The sequence below is a fragment of the Oceanicella actignis genome, assembly GCF_900111545.1.
Taxonomy (GTDB): domain Bacteria; phylum Pseudomonadota; class Alphaproteobacteria; order Rhodobacterales; family Rhodobacteraceae; genus Oceanicella; species Oceanicella actignis.
The window spans coordinates 139892-159117 of record NZ_FOHL01000002.1; the positions used below are offsets into that span (position 1 = coordinate 139892).

The following is a 19226-nucleotide window of genomic DNA, read 5'->3' on the forward strand; positions in this document are numbered from 1 at the left end:
ACAGGACGGGGGCCCCGGCCCCGGGAGACAGCGCATGACCCAGTCCTCCCGACGCATCGGCGTCGTCGATGTCGGCTCGAACTCGGTGCGCCTGGTGGTGTTCGACGCCATGACCCGCAGCCCGGCCTACTTCTTCAACGAAAAGGTGCTGTGCGGGCTGGGCGCGGATCTGCACGCGACGGGGCGGCTTTCGGTCGAGGGGCGCGCGCGCGCCATGGCCGCGATCCGGCGCTTCGTCCTGCTGGCGCGGCTGATGGGGGTGCGGGCGCTGGACGGAATCGCCACCGCCGCGGTGCGCGAGGCCGCCGACGGCGCCGCCTTTCGCGACGAGGTCGAGCGCGAGACCGGCCTGCGCCTGCGCATCGCCTCGGGCGAGGACGAGGCGCGGCTGGCCGCGCAGGGCGTGCTGCTGGGCTGGCCGGGCGCCGACGGCGTGGTGGCCGATCTGGGCGGCGCCTCGCTCGAGCTGGCGCGCGTGGGCGAGGGGCGCGTGGGCATGGGCCGCACCTTTCCGCTCGGCCCGCTGCGGCTGGCGGGGGTGCAGGGCGGGGCGGCGGCGCTGGATGCGGTGATCGACCATGCGCTTGCCGATGCGCGCGCGATTCTCGACCCCGCTCCCGAGCGCCTGTTCCTGGTCGGCGGCGCCTGGCGCGCCCTGGCCAAGATCCACATGACGCGCGAACGCTACCCCCTTCAGGTGCTGCACGAATTCGAGCTGCCCGCCGAGGTCATGCTGGCCACCGCCGAGCGCGTGGCCGAGGAAGACCCCAAGGCGCTGGCGCGGCAGATCTCGGCCTCGGCGGCGCGGCTTGCGGTCACGCCGCTGGGCGCGCGGGTGCTGGCGCGGCTGATCCGCGCCGCCGCGCCCCGGCGCGTGGCGGTCTCGGCCTTCGGCCTGCGCGAGGGCGTGCTCTACGAGCATCTCGACCCCGCCCAGCGGGCCGAGGATCCGCTCCTGTCGGCCGCGCGCGACATGGAGCGCCGCCAGGCCCGCTTCCCCGGCTTCGGCGACGAGCTGGACGCCTGGGTGCGGCCGCTGTTCCCCGACGCCTCGCCGGCGATGTCGCGGCTGATCACGGCGGTGTGCCTGCTCAGCGACGTGGCGTGGAACAGCCACCCCGACTATCGCGACCTGGCCTGCCTCGAGACGGTGTATCGGGCCAACATCTCGGGCGTGACCCATGCCGAGCGCGCCTTCATGGGCGCGGCGCTCGGCTATCGCTACAAATCCGCGCGCAGCCGCCGCCAGGCGACCCCCGCGGCCGAGCTGCTGACCGCAGAGCAGCTTGCGCAGGCCAGGGTGCTGGGCCGCGGCGTGCGCCTCGGGGCCATGCTGGCGGCCTCGGCGCCCGGCGTGTTGCCGCGCGTCGCGCTCGAGCGCGCGGACAAGGCGCTGCGTCTGCGGCTGCCCGAGGACCTGGCCGATCTGGCCGGCGAGGTGGTGCGCAAGCGCCTGGCGGCGGTGGCGCAGTCGCTGAAGCTGGCCCCCGAGATCGCGATCGGCGCCGCGCAGGCGCAGCCGGCCGAAGGCTGAGGCCCCGCGCGGCCGGGCGTTCCCTTGCCCGACGCGGGCCGCGCGCCGCGGACCCGGGCGCCGCAAGATCCCGGCCCGAACAGAAAACGGTCCGCTGATCGCGGACCGTTCCCCCCTAGACTTGAGCCAAGATGCGTCTTTGTCGCGCCGGCGGAAGGAAGATTGCGCAGATCTTCCGCCAATGCAAGCCCGTCATGCGCCAGGCGCAAGGCGGCGCGCATCCGCCCCCGGCCCGGCGCGCCATTGCGCGCGCGCCGCGCATCGCCTACACCAAGCCCCGGCCGCGGGCTCGCGCCCCGCGCGCCTCGGCCCAACTTCCGCGCTGCTGGAGAGACGACGCTCATGCGCCTGACCCGTTACTTCCTTCCCGTCCTCAAGGAAACTCCCGCCGACGCGCAGATCGCCTCGCACCGGCTCATGCTGCGCGCGGGCATGATCCAGCAATCGAGCGCCGGCATCTATTCCTGGCTGCCCATGGGCTACAAGGTGCTGCGCCGCATCGAGCAGATCGTGCATGAAGAGCAGCAGCGCGCGGGCCATCTGCCCATGCTCATGCCCACGCTCCAGCCCGCCGAGCTGTGGCGCGAGAGCGGGCGCTACGACGCCTACGGCCCCGAGATGCTGCGCATCCGCGACCGCCACAAGCGCGACCTGCTCTACGGCCCGACCAACGAGGAGATGATCACCGACATCTTCCGCACCCATGTATCGAGCTACCGCCAGCTTCCGCTGACCCTCTATCACATCCAGTGGAAGTTCCGCGACGAGGTGCGTCCGCGCTTCGGCGTCATGCGCGGGCGCGAGTTCCTGATGAAGGACGGCTACAATTTCGATCTGACCCCCGAGGACGCCATCCACGCCTACAACCGGCACATGGTCAGCTACCTGCGCACCTATGAGCGCATGGGGCTCAAGGCGATTCCCATGCGCGCGGCCTCGGGTCCGATCGGCGGCGACGACACGCATGAATTCCTGGTCCTGGCCGAGACGGGCGAGTCCGAGGTGTTCTACGATTCCGCCGTCGAGGATCTGACGCTGGGCGATCGGGCCATCGACTATGACGACCGCGCGCAGCTGGCCGCCATCCGCGAGGAATGGACCGCCCCCTATGCGCGCACCGACGAGACGCATGACGAGGCGCTCTTCGCCCAGGTGCCCGAAGAGCGGCGCCGCTCGGCCCGGGGCATCGAGGTGGGGCAGATCTTCTACTTCGGCACGAAGTATTCCGAGCCCATGGGCGCGCTGGTGACCAACGAGGCGGGCGAGCGCGTGCCCGTGCACATGGGCTCGCACGGGATCGGCGTCAGCCGCCTTGTCGGCGCGCTGATCGAGGCCCATCACGACGAGCGCGGCATCGTCTGGCCCGAGGGCGTGACGCCCTTCGGCGCGGGCATCGTGAACCTGCGCCAGGGCGACGCGGCCGCCGACGCCGCCTGCGAGGACCTTTACGCGCGCCTGAGCGCGGCCGGGGTGGACCCGCTTTACGACGACCGCTCCGAGCGCGCCGGCGCCAAGTTCGCGACCATGGACCTGATCGGTCTGCCCTGGCGCGTGACGGTGGGGCCGCGCGGGCTGGCCAACGGCGTGGTCGAGCTGACCGAGCGGCGCACCGGGCGCAGCGAGGAGATGACCCCCGACGCGCTGGTCGCGCGCCTGGCGCAGATCTACGCGGCGCGTTGACGGCGGCGGGCGCGATGGGCGGGGCGATGGCAGGGGCGGGCGCCGACCCGGCGGCGGGGGCGCGGGGGGCGCGCCGCGCGGGGCTTCGAGCCCCCCGCGGCGCGGCCGCCCCGATGGGCGGCGGCGCGCCATGAGCGGCCGCGCGCCCGAGGGGGCGACCCGCGCCACGGCGCCCTTCTCGGCGCATGAGTGGCTGATCGCCTGGCGTTTCCTGCGCGCGCGCCGCGCCGAGGGCGGGGTGTCGGCGATCGTGTGGTATGCGCTTGCGGGCATCGCGCTGGCGGTGGGCACGCTGATCGTCGTCATGGCGGTGATGGTCGGCTTTCGCGAGGAGTTCACCAGCCGCGTTCTGGGCGCCGAGGGACATGTGAGCGTCTACCCCGTCACGCGCTGGGAGAACGGGCGCGCCGAGCGCGCGCTGCGCGACGCCGGGGCGCTGGCCGCGCGCATCGCCCGGATCGAGGGGGTGACCCATGTCGCGCCGGTGGTCGAGGCGCAGCTTCTGGCCTCGCACGGGCAGCGCAACGCGGGGGTGATCGCGCGCGGGATGCGGCTTGAGGACCTGCGCGCGCTGCCCTGGATCGCGCGGCCCGAGGCGGCCGCGGGCGCGCTGGACGACGTGACCGGCAAGTCGGTGGCCATCGGCGAGGGCGTGGCGCGCGAGCTGGGCGTGCGCGTGGGCGACGAGCTGGCGCTGATCCTGCCCAACGGCCTTGCGACGCCCTTCGGGCTGGCGCCCAAGCAGGGGATCTTCCGCGTCGCCTACATCTTCCGCATCGGGCGGGCGGATGTGGACCGCACGCGGCTCTACATGCCGCTCGAGACCGCGCAGGATTTCTTCAACCGCGGCGACGCGGCGGATCTGATCGAGGCGCAGGTGGCGCGCCCGCACGAGCTGGGCTCGCGCAAGGCGCCGGGCGCGCTGGACGGGGCCATTCAGGCGGCGGTGGGGGCCGAGGGGGTGGTGTGGACGTGGAAGGACGCCAACGGCGCCTTCCTGTCGGCCCTGGACATGGAGCGCGCGACGATGTTCATGATCCTGTCGATGGTGGTGCTGATCGCGGCGCTCAACATCGTCTCGGGCCTGGTCATGCTGGTGCGCAACAAGCGGCGCGACATCGGCGTGCTGCGCACCATCGGCCTGTCGCAGGGGGCGGTGATGCGCGTGTTCTTCCTGTGCGGCGCGGGCGTGGGCGTGGCGGGCACGGCGATCGGCGTCGCGCTGGGGGTGCTGTTCGTCATCTACATCGACCCGATCTTCGACCTGGTGAACGGCGCGCTGGGCGGCGGCGTGTGGGATCCGCAGGTGCGGGTGCTGTCGCGTTTCCCGGCCGAGCTGCGCCTTTGGGACGTGAGCCGGGCGGCGGGGCTGGCGCTGACGCTCAGCTTCCTGGTGACGCTGGGCCCGGCGCGGCGCGCGGCGCGGCTCGATCCGGTGGAGGCCCTGCGCGATGAGTGACGTCCCCGCCCTGAGGCTGACGGGAATCGCCCGCACCTACGCCAAGGGGCTGCCGGGCGAGGTGCGCGTGCTGAGCGGGGTGGATCTGGAGGTCGCCCCCGGCGAGACCGTGGCGCTGACCGCGCCTTCGGGGGCGGGCAAGTCGACGCTGCTGCACATCGCCGGCCTGCTCGACCGGCCCGATTCGGGGCGCGTCGAGATCGGCGGCCGCGACGCCGGCGCGCTGGGCGAGCGCGCGCGCACCGCGCTGCGCCGCGACGCGATCGGCTTCGTCTATCAGTTCCACCACCTGCTGCGCGAGTTCACGGCGCTCGAGAACGTCATGCTGCCGCTTCTGGCCGCGGGCCAGGGGCGCCGGCGCGCGCGCGAGCGCGCGATGGCGCTGCTCGACGCCGTCGGCCTGGCGGGGCGCGCGGCGCACCGGCCGGCGCAGCTTTCGGGCGGCGAGGCGCAGCGCGTGGCCATCTGCCGGGCGCTGGCCAACCGCCCGCGCATCCTTCTGGCCGACGAGCCGACGGGCAATCTCGACCCCGACACGGCCGAGCGCGTCTTCGCCCTGCTGGCCCGCCTTGCGCGCGAAGAGGGGCAGGGCGCGCTGATCGCCACCCACAACATGGAGCTGGCCGCGCGCATGGACCGCGCGCTGCGGCTCGAGCGCGGGCGCCTGGTTCCCGCCTCCTGAGCGGCGGCCCGCTTGGCATCGGCTCTGGCGGCGGCGGCGCGCGGCTTGGTAAGGTGAGGCCATGACCGCGACCGACGCCCCCCGATTCATCCACCTGCGCGTGCACTCGGCCTACTCGCTGATCGAGGGGGCCATCCACGTCAAGGCGCTGCCCAAGCTGTGCGCCGAGCGCAACATGCCCGCCGTGGCCGTGACCGACACGGGCAACCTGTTCGCCGCGCTCGAATTCTCGGAAACCATGGCCAAGGCGGGCATCCAGCCGATCGTCGGCGCGCAGCTGGCCCTGGCATTCGAGAAGGCCGAGCGCCCGGGCGACCGCGACCCGGACCCGCTGCCCATCGTGCTGCTGGCGCAGAACGAGACGGGCTATCTGAACCTGATGGCGCTGGTCTCGTTCAGCTTTCTCGAATCGGGCGACGCCGCGCCGCATGTCACGCTCGACCAGCTCGCCGAGCGGGCCGAGGGGCTGATCTGCCTGAGCGGCGGCCCGCTCGGCCCGGTCGGCGCGCTGATCCGCCGCGGCCGCCGCGCGCAGGCGCGCGCGCTGCTCGAGCGGCTGGCCGAGATCTTCCCGGACCGCCTCTATGTCGAGCTGCAGCGCCACGGCCCCGGCCCCGAGCAGGGCGGCCCGCTGCGCACCCCCGAGGAAGAGGCCGCCGAGCCCGGCCTGGTCGCCTTGGCCTACGAGCTGCGGCTGCCGCTGGTGGCGACCAACGACGTCTATTTCGACACGCCCGAGATGTTCGAGGCCCACGACGCCTTCATCTGCATCGCCGAGGGCGCCTATGTCACGCAGGAGAACCGCCGCCGCCTGACCCCCGAGCACCACTTCAAGACGCAGGAGCAGATGTGCGCGCGCTTCGCCGATCTGCCCGAGGCGGTCGAGAACACCGTCGAGATCGCCCGCCGCTGCGCCTATCGCGCGCGCACGCGCAAGCCCATCCTGCCGCGCTTCGCCGACGACGAGGTGCAGGAGCTGCGCCGCCAGGCCAATGAGGGGCTGCAGGCGCGCCTGGCGGTCGTGCCGCACGCCGCCCCGCCCGAGGAATACCAGAAGCGGCTGGATTTCGAGCTCGATATCATCGAGCGCATGGGCTTTCCGGGCTATTTCCTGATCGTCGCCGACTTCATCAAGTGGGCCAAGGATCACGACATCCCCGTGGGGCCGGGGCGCGGCTCGGGCGCGGGCTCGCTGGTGGCCTGGGCTCTGACCATCACCGATCTCGACCCGCTGCGCTACTCGCTGCTGTTCGAGCGCTTCCTGAACCCCGAGCGCGTGTCGATGCCCGATTTCGACATCGACTTCTGCATGGACCGGCGCGAAGAGGTCATCGCCTACGTGCAGCGCAAATACGGCCGCGACCGCGTGGCGCAGATCATCACCTTCGGCGCGCTCCTGTCCAAGGCGGCGGTGCGCGACGTGGGGCGCGTTCTGCAGATGCCCTACGGCCAGTGCGACCGGCTGTCCAAGATGATCCCGGTCGAGGGGGTCAAGCCCGTCTCGATCAAGCGCGCCCTCGAGCAGGAGCCGCGCCTGCGCGAAGAGGCCGCGCGCGAGCCGGTGGTGGCGCAGATGCTCGACTACGCCGGCAAGCTCGAGGGGCTGCTGCGCAACGCCTCGACCCATGCGGCGGGCGTGGTCATCGGCGACCGGCCGCTGCACGAGCTGGTGCCGCTTTACCGCGACCCGCGCTCGGACATGCCCGCCACGCAGTTCAACATGAAATGGGTCGAGCAGGCGGGGCTGGTCAAGTTCGACTTCCTCGGCCTCAAGACGCTGACGGTGATCCAGGGCGCGGTGAACCTTCTGCGCAAGCGCGGGGTCGAGGTCGACATCTCGCGCATTCCCATCGACGACCCCAAGACCTACGAGCTCTACGCCTCGGCGCAGACGGTGGCGGTGTTCCAGGTCGAAAGCGCCGGCATGCGCGAGGCGCTGCGGCTGATGAAGCCCACCTGCATCGAGGACATCGTGGCGCTGGTGGCGCTCTACCGCCCCGGCCCGATGGAGAACATCCCCAAATACTGCGCCGTCAAGCACGGCAAGGAAAAGCGCGAATCCATCCACCCCCTGATCGACCACATCCTGGAAGAGACCCAGGGCATCATCGTCTATCAGGAGCAGGTGATGCAGATCGCCCAGGTCATGGCCGGCTACAGCCTGGGCGGCGCCGACCTGCTGCGCCGCGCCATGGGCAAGAAGATCAAGGAGGCGATGAACGCCGAGCGCCCCAAGTTCATCGAGGGCGCGCGCAAGAACGGCGTGCCCGAGGCCAAGGCGCGCGAGGTCTTCGACCTGCTCGAGAAATTCGCCAATTACGGCTTCAACAAGTCCCACGCCGCCGCCTACGCGCTGGTCAGCTACCAGACCGCCTGGCTCAAGGCCAACCACCCGGTCGAGTTCATGGCCGCGGTGATGAACTGCGACATCCACCTGACCGACAAGCTGGCCGTCTACATGCGCGAGGTGAAGCGGCTGGGCATCGAGGTGATCGCCCCCGACGTGAACCGCTCGGAGGTGGAGTTCGCCGTCGAGGACGGGCGCATCCTCTACGGTCTGGCCGCGCTCAAGAACGTCGGCGCCGACGCCATGCGCCTGATCGTCGAGGCGCGCGCCCGGGGCGGCCCCTTCGCCGACCTGTTCGACTTCGCCCGCCGCGTGGACCTGAAGAAGGTCGGCAAGCGCCCGCTCGAGAACCTGGCGCGCGCCGGCGCGTTCGACGCGCTCGAGCGCAACCGCCGCCGCGTCTTCGAAAGCCTCGAGCGGCTGATCGCCTGGTCGGCCGCCGTCGCCGAAGAGCGCGCCTCGAACCAGTCCTCGCTGTTCGGCGAGGCGGGCGAGGATCTGCCCCCGCCGCCGCTGGCGCGCACCGACGACTGGCTGCCCACCGAGCGGCTGACGCAGGAGCAGGCGGCGGTGGGCTTCTACCTGACGGGCCATCCGCTGGACGACTACCGCGGCGCGCTCGAGCGTCAGCGCGTGATGACCTATGCCGAGCTGGCGCGCAAGGCGACCGGCGCGGGGCTGACGGCGCGCATCGCCGGCACGGTGCTGGGCCGGCAGGAGCGCATGAGCGCCCGCGGCTCGCGCTTTGCCTTCGTGCAGCTCTCGGACCCGACGGGGATGTTCGAGGCGACGGTGTTCTCCGAGGCGCTGGCGCAATACCGCGACATTCTCGAGCCCGGCTCGAACGTGGTGCTGACCGTCGAGGCCCATGCCGAGGGCGAGGATGCGGTCAAGCTGCTGGTGCGCGCGGCCCAGCCCATCGACGCGGCGGTGGCGGGGGGCGCGTCGATGGGGCTGCGGGTGTTCGTCAACGACGCCGAGGCGCTGCCGGCCCTGCGCGCCCGCCTTGAAGAGGCCCGCGCCGCCGCGCCGGCCCGCGGCCGCGCGCGCGGGCCGGTCAACCTGGTGCTTCTGGCCCCGGATCTGCCCTGCGAGGTCGAGCTGGCGCTGCCGGGCGAATACCCCCTGTCGCCGCAGGTCGCCGGGGCGATCAAGGCGGCGCAGGGGGTGGTCGAGGTCGAGGAGTTCTGACCCTCAGCGCCAGCCGATATGGCGCTTGAAGTCGGCCAGCAGAAGCGACCACAGCGCCAGCGAGTTCTCGAACGTCGCCTGCGAGACGCCGCCATTCTTCATGTTCACGTCCATGCGCAGAAAGGCGTCGCCCTTGTCGGTGGACACGGCGCGGGCGAATCGCTTGCCAAGGTTCCACTCGTTCACCTTGGCCGCGGTGATGGGGCTCTTGTTGCGAAAGCCCGAGCTGAACTGGATCGACTTGCAGTCCTGGCCGTTCGCGCAGCCGTAGAAGAAGACCGTGAACTTCTTGCCCTCGGCGGCGGATTCGATCTTGGGCGCCCCTTTCGAGGTCACGCCCAGCTCGGCCTTGTAGCCCTCTTTCTGAAGGATCTGGGCGATGCGCCAGGGATTGTCCGCCTCGACATTGGCGGCGCCCGCGCCGCCCAGCGGCGCAAGAGCGACGGCGGCCGCCAGGGCCGCGGCGCGAAGGTGTTTCATGGCTCGCATCCTTTTCGGGCCACGCGGCGCGCCATGCGCATGGCGGTTTCGTTGACGGAGGCGTCGAAGCAAGGACGCACAACCCAACGCGGCGCGGCCCCCAATGCGGTCCGTTCATCATGGCCGATTTGGCGGGGGCGCGCAAATCCTGCAGTCGGGCGTGGCGGATGCGCAAAAAACGATATATGAATGTGAAATCAGCAACTATGCGCGCCGCCCGCGCGCGCCAGGGAAAGGAAACGCCATGCGCCGCATCGCCGGCTGGCTGATCGCCGCCGCCGCTCTCGCCGTCCAGCCCGCCGCCGCCGAGCAGCCCGAAAGGCTCGACATCTTCAAGGGGGTCAAGTCGGTGACGGTCCAGACCGAGGACGGCCCCGTCGAGATCACCCGCGTGATGACCGATTGCGCGCTCAACAAGGGCTGGCTGCAGCCGCTGGTTCCGGTCGAGGGCGCGCATCCGGCGACCGAGATCGAGGTGCTCGAGGCGCTCGGCGATCCCGACTGGGTCGTCGTCGACATGCGCACCATCGAATGGCGCGTGAAGGCGACCATTCCCGGCTCGATCCACATTCCCTACACCGAGGTCGCGCAGCGGCTCGACGAGCTGGGCTGCGCGCGCGCGGGCCAGGGATGGGACTGCGCCAAGGCCCGTCACGTCGTTGCCTTCTGCAACGGCCCCGTCTGCCCGCAAAGCCCGACCGCGCTGCGCGCCATGGCGCGCGAGGGCTTTCCGCCCGAGCGCATGCACTACTATCGCGGCGGCATGCAGGACTGGCTGGCGCTGGGCCTGACCACGGTCGAAGGCGCCTTCTGAGCGCGCGCCGGCCGCGGCCCGCGCACCGGGGCGCCGCGCGCAAAACCGGGCGCGGCAAATCTCGGCCGGATCCGCCGCAGCCGCGCGCGGCGGCGGGCCGGGCGCGACCGAAGCGGGATCGGGCGCGACCGACGCCGGCCGCCGGCGGGCGGGCCTCGCGGCGCGCCCGAGCGCGCGCCGATGCCGCGCCGCCCTCAGCCGCGCGGGCGCCGGCGCCGGCGGCGGCCGCCCTCGCTTCCGCCTTCGCCTTCGGCGCCGGCGCCGAAGCGCGGATTGGGCAGCGTGACCGCCTTGGCCAGCTCGGGATAGGGCGCGGCCTTGTTGGGAATGGCGATCGCGTTGACGAAATGCTCCTGAAAGCGGGGCTCGACGGCGGTCTCGACCTTCTCGATCCGGCGCACCACGGTCTCGATCTCGCGCCGCGCGGCGGCGTTGAGCAGCGCGATGCGCGCGCCCGTGCCCGCCGCGTTGCCCGCCGAGGTGATCTTCTCGACCGGGCAGTCGGGCGTCATGCCCAGCACCAGCGCGTGCAGCGGCGAGATATGCGCGCCGAAGGCCCCCGCCAGCACCACGCGATCCACCTTCTCGACGCCCATCTTGTCCATCAGCAGCTGCGCGCCGGCGGTCAGCGCCGCCTTGGCCAGCTGGATGGCGCGCACATCGGCCTGGGTGACCAGGATGCGCGGCCCGCCCTCGGCCGAGGCGTCGTGCAGGACATAGGCATGGGTGCGCCCGTCGGGCACGCAGCGCGCGCTGCCCGTCGCCTCGGCCGAGCCGATGGCCCCGTCCTCGTCGATGATGCCGGCCATGCGCATCTCGGCCACCGCCTCGATGATGCCCGAGCCGCAGATCCCCGTGACCGACCGCCCGTCGAAGTCCGGCGCGTCGGACCACAGATCCGAGCCGATGACGCGAAAGCGCGGCTCCTTGGTCTGCGGGTCGATGCGCACGCGCTCGATCGCGCCGGGGGCGGCGCGCTGGCCGGCCGAGATCTGCGCGCCCTCGAAGGCCGGCCCCGTGGGCGACGAGCACGCCAGCAGCCGGCGCCGGTCGCCCAGGATGATCTCGGCGTTGGTGCCCACATCGACGATCAGCACCAGGTCGTCGGACTGGTGCGGCGCCTCGGACAGCACCACCGCCGCCGCATCCGCGCCCACATGCCCGGCGATGCAGGGCAGGATGTAGAGGCGCGCGTCGGGGTGCATCTCGAGGTCGATCTCGGCGGCCCAGAGCTCCATGGAATCCGAGGTGGCCAGGGCGAAGGGCGCCCAGCCCAGCTCGCGCGGGTCGATGCCCAGCAGCAGATGGTGCATCACCGGATTGCCGACGATCACCCCCTCGAGCACCGCGCCGCGGTCGGCGCGCGCCTCGGCGCAGAGCTGGCCGATCAGGGCGTTGAGGGCCTCGCGCACGGCGCGGGTCATTTCGGCCGCGCCGCCGGGGTTCATCATGGCGTAGGAGACGCGCGACATCAGATCCTCGCCGAAGCGGATCTGCGGGTTCATGAGCCCCGACGAGGCCAGCACCTGGCCGCTGGCCAGATCGACCATGTGCCCGGCGATGGTGGTCGAGCCGACGTCGAAGGCCACGCCCAGGATCGGCCCCTCGTGATAGCCGGGCCAGACCTGCATGATGCGCGCGCCGCCGGTCTGCGCGCCCTGATGGACGGCGACCGTCACCTTCCACTCGCCCGCCCGCAGCGCCGCCTGCAGCCCCTGCAGGGTGCGCAGATCGCCCTGCGCATGCGCCAGGCCCCACTGTTCGGCCAGCGCGTCGCGCAGGCGCTCCATGTCGCCCTTGGGGTTGTGCATGTCGGGCTCGGGGACCTCGACGTAGTAGAGCCGCGTGGCGGGATCGAGCACGATCTCGCGCGCTTCGGCGCGCTTGCGCACCACCTGCTTGTGGACCTGGCTTTCGGGCGGCACGTCGATGACCACGTCGCCCATCACCCGCGCCTGGCAGCCCAGGCGCCGCCCGGGCGCAAGGCCGCGCTTGGCGCGGTAGCGCTCCTCGACCTGGTTCCAGGGGCTGAGGGCGTCCTCGCGCACCTCGACGCCCAGCTTGGGGAAGGCGCCGAAGCTGGGCGCGACCTGGCATTTCGAGCAGATGCCGCGCCCGCCGCAGACCGAATCGAGATCGACGCCCAGCTGGCGCGCCGCCGTCAGGATCGGCGTGCCCAGCGCAAAGCGTCCACGTTTGCCCGAGGGCGTGAACACGACCAGCGCGTCCTGGGCGCGAGCCATGTCCTGCGGGGCGTCGGGATCGGCGGGGGCGGTCATGCGTGATTCCTTCCTGCGTGGGGGCGGGCGCGCGAGGGCAGATGTAGCGTCATCGCGGCCCGAGGAACAGGCGCGAAGCGGCGGAACGGGGGCGGAATTCGTCGAGCCTGCGGGCGGCGCGCGCGGCCTGGCCCCGGCGGCGGGGGCGGGGCGCCGGGCTGCTGGGGCCGCGCCTTCCTCCGTCGCGCGCCCCTGGGGCCGGGCGGCGCGCGGCGGCCCCTTGTGGCTGCGCTTCCCTGCGGCGGCGGGTGAACGGAAGATGCGCGGCGTTTCGGCCTGGCGGCGCGCCCGCCCGCCCGCCGTCGCGCGAAAAGGGCGGGCGGATGCGGCTGGGCTGCGCCTGTCCCGCGGCGCCCCCGGGCGGGGCCGGGCGCGGCGGCGGCCCCGCTGCGCGCCGTCGGGTGAGTGGGGCGCGCGGCGGGGCCGGGCTGCGCCCCTTGGCGCGCGCCGCTGGGCGAGAGGAATGCGCAGCGGCGGCTTGGCCGGGTTGCGCCGCCTGGCGCGCGGCGGGCCGGCAAGGGCGCGCGGCGCCTCGCCGCTTCGCAGTGGGCGGATGGTTGCGAAGACGATTGCGAATCCGGCCGCCTTCGCATCGGCGCCGAGCCTGCCGCCCATGCCCCGCGGCAAGCGGCGCGGCCCACGGGCCATGCGCCCGCCGGGAGGGCGGCTCGTCAGGCCCCCGGCGCCGGGGCGCGTCGGCAGGGCCGCGGCGCCTGCGCCTCAGCCGGCGGCGAAGATCTGCGCAAGGCGCGCGCGCGCCGGCGGCAGGCCCTTGTGGCCGAAGGCCGCGGCGGCGTGCGCGCCCAGGAAATGCCCCGTCACCCGCAGCCCCTCGGCCGCGTCGCCTCCGGGCAGGCCCAGAAAGAAGGGCGGCAGCGGCAGCAGCCGATCGGCCCAGGGCGCGCCGGCCGCGCGCGTGACCGCTCGTCCCGTGCGCGGCGAGATCCAGGCCAGATCCTCGCGCGCGCCGGTCAGCGCGCAGCGCTCGAGGTCGAGGCCGAATCCCAGCTCGGCCAGCAGCGCCAGCTCCCACGCCGCGTAGCGGCGCGGCCAGTCGGGATCGGCGCCCAGCGCGTCGGCCATCTCGATCGTGCGGGCGTAAAGGGCCGGGTGCGGCTCGCGCTCGGGCAGCCAGCGCAGCAGCGCCGCCGCCGCCTGCATCGCCGCAAGGGCGCGCCCGTCCGACATGATCGCCGCCGCGCGCGAGCGGATGAGCTCGGCGCGATAGGTTCCCGTATGGCTTTCGAGCCGCGCCCGCCAGACCAGGTCCAGCTGCGCGCCGGGTTGCAGCAGCGGCGCCATGCGCCGCGAGCCGCCCCCGGGCGCGACGCCCGCATGGCGGCCATGGGCGGCGGTGAACGCCTCGAGCAGCGCGCCCCCCTCGCCAAGGCGGCGCACCGTCAACAGCATGCCTTCGTCCCGCCACTCCATGGAGCAGGGTTAGCGCGCCCGGGCGCGCGGCGAAAGGGCCGGCGCGGGGCGGCGCGCGCGACAGGCGGCGCGGGCGCTCGCGCCCGGGCAGGCGCAAGGCGGCGATCGGGCAAGAGCGGCGCGCCGCCCCCGGCAAGGGGCGCCGGCGCGCCCTCGGGACAAGGCGCGCGGCGCAAGGGGCGGCGCGGGCGAGGGCGCCGGCGCCTGCGGGCCCGCCGGGGATGGCCGGAGACGGTCGGGAAAGCGCCTGCATTCGGGGCCCGCGCCGTCTCGGCGGCGTCTCGGCCCGCCTTGCGGATCGGCGAGATGCGGCCGACGCCCCGGCCAGCCTTGCGGGTCCGCGAGATGCGGCAAACGCCCCGGCCCGCCCTGCGGGTTGGCGAGGTGCCGCCGACGCCCCCGGCCCGCCTTTGCGGGCTGGCGAGATGCGGCCGACGCCCCGGCCAGCCTTCCGGGTCCGCGAGATGCGGCAACCGCCCCGGCCCGCCTTGCGGATTAGTGAGATGTCGCCGACGCCTCCGGCCCGCCTTTGCGGGCTGGCGAGATGCGGCAGGCGTCCCGGCCCGCCCTGCGGGTTGGCGAGATGCGGCAAACGCCCCGGCCCGCCCAGCGGGTTGGCGAGATGCCGTCGACGCCCCGGTCAGCCTTGCGGGTCCGCCTGATCCGGGCGGGCCGCGGCCCGTCTTGCGGGCTCGCCGGGCCCGGCGGCGACGGCCTCTTGCGCGGCCGGGGCGCGGCCGCCTTGCGCGCTCAGGTCAGGGCGGCGGTCAGCATGGTCTGGAAATCCTCGCTCGCGCCCGGCCAGTCCAGGTTCTGGGCCATGACCAGCGCGTGCAGGCCCGATGCGGGATCGACGGTGAACCAGGTCTCGGCCGCGCCGGACCAGCCGAACTCGCCCTCGACCGCCAGGATGCGCCGCCCCTGCGGCCCCAGCGCGCGGCGAAAGCCCAGTCCGAAGCCGTAGCCGCCCAGCCCCGGATGCGCGCTTTCATCAAGGATCTCGAGCCGCAGGGGCAGGAAGCGCTCGGGCACGTGATTGGCCGTCATGTATTCGAGCGTCCGCCGCCCCACCAGCCCGGGCTGCGGTCCGCGCCCCATCGCCAGGCGCAGCAGCGCGCCCGAGAAGCGCGCGTAATCCTCGAGCGTCGAGAACAGCCCGTGCCCGCCGCGCGCGAAATCCGGCCGGTCGGCGGGATAGGCGCGCGAGACGTCGATGACCCGCGCCGCGCCCGTTTCCTTGTCGCGGCCCAGATGCATGCCCATGATCCGGCCGCGCTCGGCCTCGGGCACGAAGTAGCCGGTTTCGGCCATGCCCAGCGGCCCCAGCACCCGCCGGCGCAGGATGTCGGGCAGGGGCTCTTGCTCGATTTCCTCGAGCAGCGCGCCCAGAACGTCGGTCGCCGCCGAATAGCGCCAGCCGCAGCCGGGCTCGAAATCCAGCGGCAGCGCCGCCAGCGCCCGCACCGCCTCGCGCAGCGGCACGGCGGCGTCGAGAAAGCCGGTGGCGGCGAACTCCTTCTCGAGCGGCTCGCCGCGGAAGCCGTAGAACAGCCCCGCCATGTGCGTGAGCAGGTGCAGCACCGTGATCTGCCGCTCGGCCGGGCGCAGCGCGCCGTCGGGGCCGCGCACCTGCATGCGGGCGAATTCGGGCAGCCAGCGCGCGATGGGCTCGTGCAGGCGCAGGCGGCATTCCTCGACCAGCTGCATGGCCGCGATCGAGACGATGGGCTTGGTCATCGAATAGATGCGGTAGATGGGCGCGGCGGGCATGGGCGCGCCGCCGATCTCGCGCGCGCCGGCGCGGCCGGCATGCAGGGGCGCGCCGTCGGGGTCGGCGATCAGCCACTCGATGCCGCCATAGCGGCCGCGCGCCGTCCAGTCGGCCATGCGCGCGTCGAGAAGCTCCAGCATGCGGCGGTCAAGTCGCGGGGTCATCGGGGTCTCCTTGGCGGATTAAAAGGGGATCAGCCCTCGCGGCGGGCGAGAAACAGCTGCCCCGGCTCGGGGCGGCCCTCATTGGTGCGCACGACGATGTCCTCGACATGGAAGGGGCTGAAGCCCGCTTCGGCGAGGGCGGCGCGCAGGTAGGATTCGCGATGCGCATAGCGATGGTTCGGCGCCACCAGCCAGCCGCGCTCGGGGGCCAGATCGGGCGGCGGCGTTTCGGTGGTCAGCGCCAGCACCGCCCCCGGCGCCGCGACCGCCGCCGCCGCCTCGAGCAGCGGCGCCACGTCGCCCATGTAGGGCAGCACGTCGGTCGCCACGATCAGGTCCCATTGCGACTCGTCCTCGGGCGCCTCGTCGGGGGCGCGCAGGAACTCGACCGCCTCGCCCATGTAAAGCTCGTCATACGCGCCGCGCTCGTCGGCCAGCTCGAGCATCCCGGCCGACAGGTCCACGCCGTCGATGCGCGCGCACAGGTCGCGCAGCGCCTCGCCCGCAAGCCCCGTTCCGCAGCCCAGGTCCAGCATGCGCGCATAGGGGCCCGGGGCCAGCCGCTCGAGCCGGTCGCGCAGCAGCATCGGCGCGCGATAGGACAGCGCCCCCACCAGCGCGGCGTCGAAGATCTCGGCATGCTGGTCGAACAGCGTCTCGACATAGGCCGGCGGCGCGCCCGGCGGCGGATCGGCGCGTCCGATGGCCGCAAGGCGCACCGAGACGCCGCAGCGGTCGGCCGGATCGAGGCGCAGCGCCTCGCGGTAGAAGCGCGCGGCCTCGTCCGGCGCGCCGCGCTTCTCGGCCGCCAGACCCGCCTCGTAGGCGCGCGCCAGGGCCTCTTCGTCGACGGGGGGCGGGACGGCGCGGTCGGGCGGGCCCTCGGCGCCGGATTCGGCCTGGGCCTCGCGGCCGGCTTCGCGGCGGGGATCGTCGGGTCCGGAGCGGGGGTCGGTCATCGGAAGGTCCTTCGCGTGCGCGCGGCGGCGCGGCGGGCGGCGCGACGGCCGCTCATTCGCGCGCCCCTGCGGCGGGTTCGCCCGCCCCGGCCGGGGCGGGGTCGGCGTAGCCGTAGCGGTCGTCGGGGCCGTCATAGGCGTAGATCAGCTCGGCCTCGGACGGGACGGGGGCGATGGCGCGCATGCCCGAGCGCTTGTCGCGCGGGCCGGCGGGATAGCGCATGACGCGCGCGCGCACGGGCCGGCCGAGGGCGTCGCGCGCCTCGATCAGCGCGCCGTGGCGGGTGTAGTCCTGCACCCGCCCGTCGGCGAAGCTGCGCCGCCAGCCCAGCGGCCGGCCCCGTTGGTCGTAAACGTAGTCGTCGCGCCAGGCGCGCAAGGGGTGCAGCATCGGGTCGGCGTAGCGCTCGGCCAGCTCGTCGGCGTCGTATTCGACCGACAGGATGCGCCCGTCCTCGGCATAGACGCGCTTCTGCCGCGGCGGGAAGGCGATCGAGATGAACGAGGGCGCGCCGTGCATGGCGCCGTTGTCGGCGAAGACGCCGATGTCCACGCGCTGGCCGTCCATGTCGGGCCGCCCCGGAGGGGGCACGCGCTCGTGCCAGGCGACGACGATCTCGGCGCGCGTTCCGTCCGGGTCGAGCGGGACGATGCGCACCTTGTCCGGGTCGCCGCGCAGCAGGACCCACTTGAAGCGCAGCTTGCGCCCGTTCGGGTCGCGCGTGTCGGCGGCGCTGACGATCATGCGCCGCTCGCGCGCCGTGCCGCGGAAGATCCGCGCGATGGCCGAGGGCGTGTCGAAGAGCCGCTCGCTCAGCCCGTCGCCGAACAGCTCGACGCCCGGGGCGGGGGCGCTTTCGCGCTCGACGCGCAGGCGCGTCAGGGGCGGCAGCGCGTCCATGGCGATGGCCTGGGCGCGCCCGGCGATCTTGAGCAGGTTGAGCGAGTCGCCCTCGAACACGGTCGGGTGGGCGCGCCCGCTCAGATAGTCGTCGATGGTCGAGACGTGATTCTGCCCCCAGCGGATCAGCAGCTGCAAGGTCGGGCCGATCAGCCCCTCGCGCCGCGCCAGGGCCTTGGTCTCGGGGCGCAGCGCCGCCAGGGCCGCGGCCAGGGCGCGCAGCAGCGGCCGGTCCGAACCCGACGAGCCCTGGCTGATCAGCATGTGCGGCGTGTTGGCCGGAAAGACGTCGCCCCAGAAGGGATCGTGGTCCCTGTGCTCGGGATGGACGTAGAGCTGGTTCGACTCATAGGCCTGCGCCGCGCGCGCGGCGCCCTCGGGCTCGGTCATCGCCAGGCGCGGCATCGAGCGCCAGAAGGCCCCGGATGTGCGCGCGGTGGACGAGTTGCCGATGGTCGGCGCGCCGAAATCGGCGGGCTTGCGGGGCGAATAGTCGAACATCGCCGCCCGCGCCGCCGGCCCGTAGCGCGTGCGCGTCAGCTGCGGGAACATGTCGAGCGGCAGGCGCGAATGGTCGCGGTCGAGGTTGTCGTAAAGATCGCCCGCATTGCCCGCGGCGCGCCCCTCGGCGAACAGGCGGTTGACGAGCCTGGCCGTGCGGGCCGCCGCGCCCTGCGGGTCGCCGCGCACGATCATGGCGGGCGCTCGCGGGGGCGGGGGCGGCGGCAGCGCCAGCGCGTAGCGCACCAGGTGCGCCTCGCGGTCATAGGCCGCGTTGGCCGCGTCGAGGCGCAGCTCCTGACCCTCGGGGCGGGCGGCGACGGGCGGCGGCGGCGCGCGCAGCGCCTCGGGCGGCGGCGGCGAGTCGAGCAGCGCCAGGATCGGCGCCATGCGCGCATCCCTGGCAAGCGCGGCGAAGGGCGGCCAGCCCTCGATCGTCTCGCGCCCGCGCAGGCCCAGCCTGGCGGCGGCGGCCAGGCTTTGGAGCGCGCCCTCGGCGTCGCCGCGCGCGGCCAGCAGCATCGCGCGGCTGCGGTGCAGGGCCTGCATGCGCGGATAGCGCGCCAGCATCGCCTCGAGGATGCGCAGCGTCGCCGCGTCGTCGCCCGCCTCGAAGGCGCGCGCGACGGCGCGCAGGCGCTCGAAATAGTGCCATTGCTCGAAGGCGTTCATCTGCTCGGGACGCAGCGCCTGCGCGGGCGGCGCGAAGTCCGGCGCGACATTCGCCGCGTTCGCGGGCGCGGGGCGCGCACGGGGGGGCGGCGCGCCCTGCGGCGCGGCGGCGGGGCCCGCGTCCTGCGCCGCGGCGGGGGCGCGCTCTTGCGTCGGGGGCGCCTCGGCCGCGCGCGCGGGCAGGGCGGCCAGAAGCGCCGCCGCCGCGGCCAGCGCCGCGCGCCGGGCAAGGGCGCGGAGGGCCGGATGGCGGATCGGCGGGCGGCGTCGGGCGGTGGCGGAGCTGCGCATGCGCCGAACTCTAGAAGGCCGGCGCGCGCGCGGCAATCGGCCATGGGCGGCGCGCCAGCCGCCGCAGGGC

Annotated in this window: 12 protein-coding genes; 6 read left to right on the forward strand and 6 right to left on the reverse strand. The window is 73.8% G+C overall.

Annotated elements, in window-relative coordinates:
• Positions 1 to 34 precede the first annotated feature (34 nt).
• The 5 genes from BMW67_RS03310 to dnaE all read left to right on the forward strand — a co-directional run bounded on the left by BMW67_RS03310 (position 35) and on the right by dnaE (position 8893).
• Positions 35 to 1534, forward strand: coding sequence for a Ppx/GppA family phosphatase (locus BMW67_RS03310; protein WP_072745955.1), 1500 nt, complete (start codon positions 35 to 37; stop codon positions 1532 to 1534).
• 342 nt (positions 1535 to 1876) lie between these two features.
• Positions 1877 to 3214: a proline--tRNA ligase gene (gene proS / locus BMW67_RS03315; protein WP_072745954.1), complete on the forward strand. Its 1338-nt coding sequence runs from the start codon at positions 1877 to 1879 to the stop codon at positions 3212 to 3214.
• Positions 3215 to 3344: 130 nt separating this feature from the next.
• Entirely contained in the window at positions 3345 to 4673 is a 1329-nt protein-coding gene (locus tag BMW67_RS03320; protein ID WP_072745953.1) for an ABC transporter permease, read from the forward strand.
• Positions 4666 to 5355, forward strand: a complete 690-nt coding sequence (locus tag BMW67_RS03325) for an ABC transporter ATP-binding protein (protein ID WP_072745952.1) — start codon at positions 4666 to 4668, stop codon at positions 5353 to 5355. Before BMW67_RS03320 ends, BMW67_RS03325 begins: the two co-directional genes overlap by 8 nt.
• Positions 5356 to 5416: 61 nt before the next feature.
• Positions 5417 to 8893: a DNA polymerase III subunit alpha gene (gene dnaE / locus BMW67_RS03330; protein ID WP_072745951.1), complete on the forward strand. Its 3477-nt coding sequence runs from the start codon at positions 5417 to 5419 to the stop codon at positions 8891 to 8893.
• A gap of 3 nt (positions 8894 to 8896) precedes the next feature.
• Here dnaE and BMW67_RS03335 read toward each other — a convergent pair whose 3' ends face one another.
• On the reverse strand, positions 8897 to 9373 hold the full coding sequence (locus BMW67_RS03335) for a YbjN domain-containing protein (protein WP_072745950.1): 477 nt from the start codon (positions 9371 to 9373) through the stop codon (positions 8897 to 8899).
• Between the two features lie 244 nt (positions 9374 to 9617).
• Between BMW67_RS03335 and BMW67_RS03340 the strand changes: the two genes are divergently transcribed.
• Positions 9618 to 10187 carry a rhodanese-like domain-containing protein gene (locus BMW67_RS03340; RefSeq protein ID WP_072745949.1) on the forward strand — a complete coding sequence of 190 codons (570 nt, stop codon included), beginning with the start codon at positions 9618 to 9620 and terminating at the stop codon, positions 10185 to 10187.
• Positions 10188 to 10381: 194 nt separating this feature from the next.
• Here the strand turns inward: BMW67_RS03340 and BMW67_RS03345 are convergent, their stop codons facing one another.
• From BMW67_RS03345 to BMW67_RS03365, 5 genes are all read right to left on the reverse strand, one after another.
• On the reverse strand, positions 10382 to 12466 hold the full coding sequence (locus tag BMW67_RS03345; protein WP_072745948.1) for an ASKHA domain-containing protein: 2085 nt from the start codon (positions 12464 to 12466) through the stop codon (positions 10382 to 10384).
• A gap of 720 nt (positions 12467 to 13186) precedes the next feature.
• Entirely contained in the window at positions 13187 to 13897 is a 711-nt protein-coding gene (gene recO, locus BMW67_RS03350) for a DNA repair protein RecO (protein WP_072745947.1), read from the reverse strand.
• A gap of 750 nt (positions 13898 to 14647) precedes the next feature.
• The gene (locus BMW67_RS03355; protein ID WP_072745946.1) at positions 14648 to 15832 is read right to left on the reverse strand and encodes a serine hydrolase domain-containing protein; all 1185 of its coding nucleotides are present in this window, start codon (positions 15830 to 15832) and stop codon (positions 14648 to 14650) included.
• 29 nt (positions 15833 to 15861) lie between these two features.
• Positions 15862 to 16791 (reverse strand): class I SAM-dependent DNA methyltransferase, encoded by a 930-nt coding sequence (locus BMW67_RS03360; RefSeq protein WP_083581078.1) that lies wholly within the window; start codon positions 16789 to 16791, stop codon positions 15862 to 15864.
• Between the two features lie 52 nt (positions 16792 to 16843).
• Positions 16844 to 19156 (reverse strand): tetratricopeptide repeat protein, encoded by a 2313-nt coding sequence (locus tag BMW67_RS03365; RefSeq protein ID WP_072745945.1) that lies wholly within the window; start codon positions 19154 to 19156, stop codon positions 16844 to 16846.
• Between the last annotated feature and the right edge of the window lie 70 nt (positions 19157 to 19226).

Coding starts and splice junctions, on each gene's coding strand:
- BMW67_RS03310 (WP_072745955.1), top strand. CDS start 35: ATGACCCAGTCCTCCCGACGCATCGGCGTCGTCGATGTCGGCTCGAAC.
- proS (WP_072745954.1), top strand. CDS start 1,877: ATGCGCCTGACCCGTTACTTCCTTCCCGTCCTCAAGGAAACTCCCGCC.
- BMW67_RS03320 (WP_072745953.1), top strand. CDS start 3,345: ATGAGCGGCCGCGCGCCCGAGGGGGCGACCCGCGCCACGGCGCCCTTC.
- BMW67_RS03325 (WP_072745952.1), top strand. CDS start 4,666: ATGAGTGACGTCCCCGCCCTGAGGCTGACGGGAATCGCCCGCACCTAC.
- dnaE (WP_072745951.1), top strand. CDS start 5,417: ATGACCGCGACCGACGCCCCCCGATTCATCCACCTGCGCGTGCACTCG.
- BMW67_RS03335 (WP_072745950.1), bottom strand. CDS start 9,373: ATGAAACACCTTCGCGCCGCGGCCCTGGCGGCCGCCGTCGCTCTTGCG.
- BMW67_RS03340 (WP_072745949.1), top strand. CDS start 9,618: ATGCGCCGCATCGCCGGCTGGCTGATCGCCGCCGCCGCTCTCGCCGTC.
- BMW67_RS03345 (WP_072745948.1), bottom strand. CDS start 12,466: ATGACCGCCCCCGCCGATCCCGACGCCCCGCAGGACATGGCTCGCGCC.
- recO (WP_072745947.1), bottom strand. CDS start 13,897: ATGGAGTGGCGGGACGAAGGCATGCTGTTGACGGTGCGCCGCCTTGGC.
- BMW67_RS03355 (WP_072745946.1), bottom strand. CDS start 15,832: ATGACCCCGCGACTTGACCGCCGCATGCTGGAGCTTCTCGACGCGCGC.
- BMW67_RS03360 (WP_083581078.1), bottom strand. CDS start 16,791: ATGACCGACCCCCGCTCCGGACCCGACGATCCCCGCCGCGAAGCCGGC.
- BMW67_RS03365 (WP_072745945.1), bottom strand. CDS start 19,156: ATGCGCAGCTCCGCCACCGCCCGACGCCGCCCGCCGATCCGCCATCCG.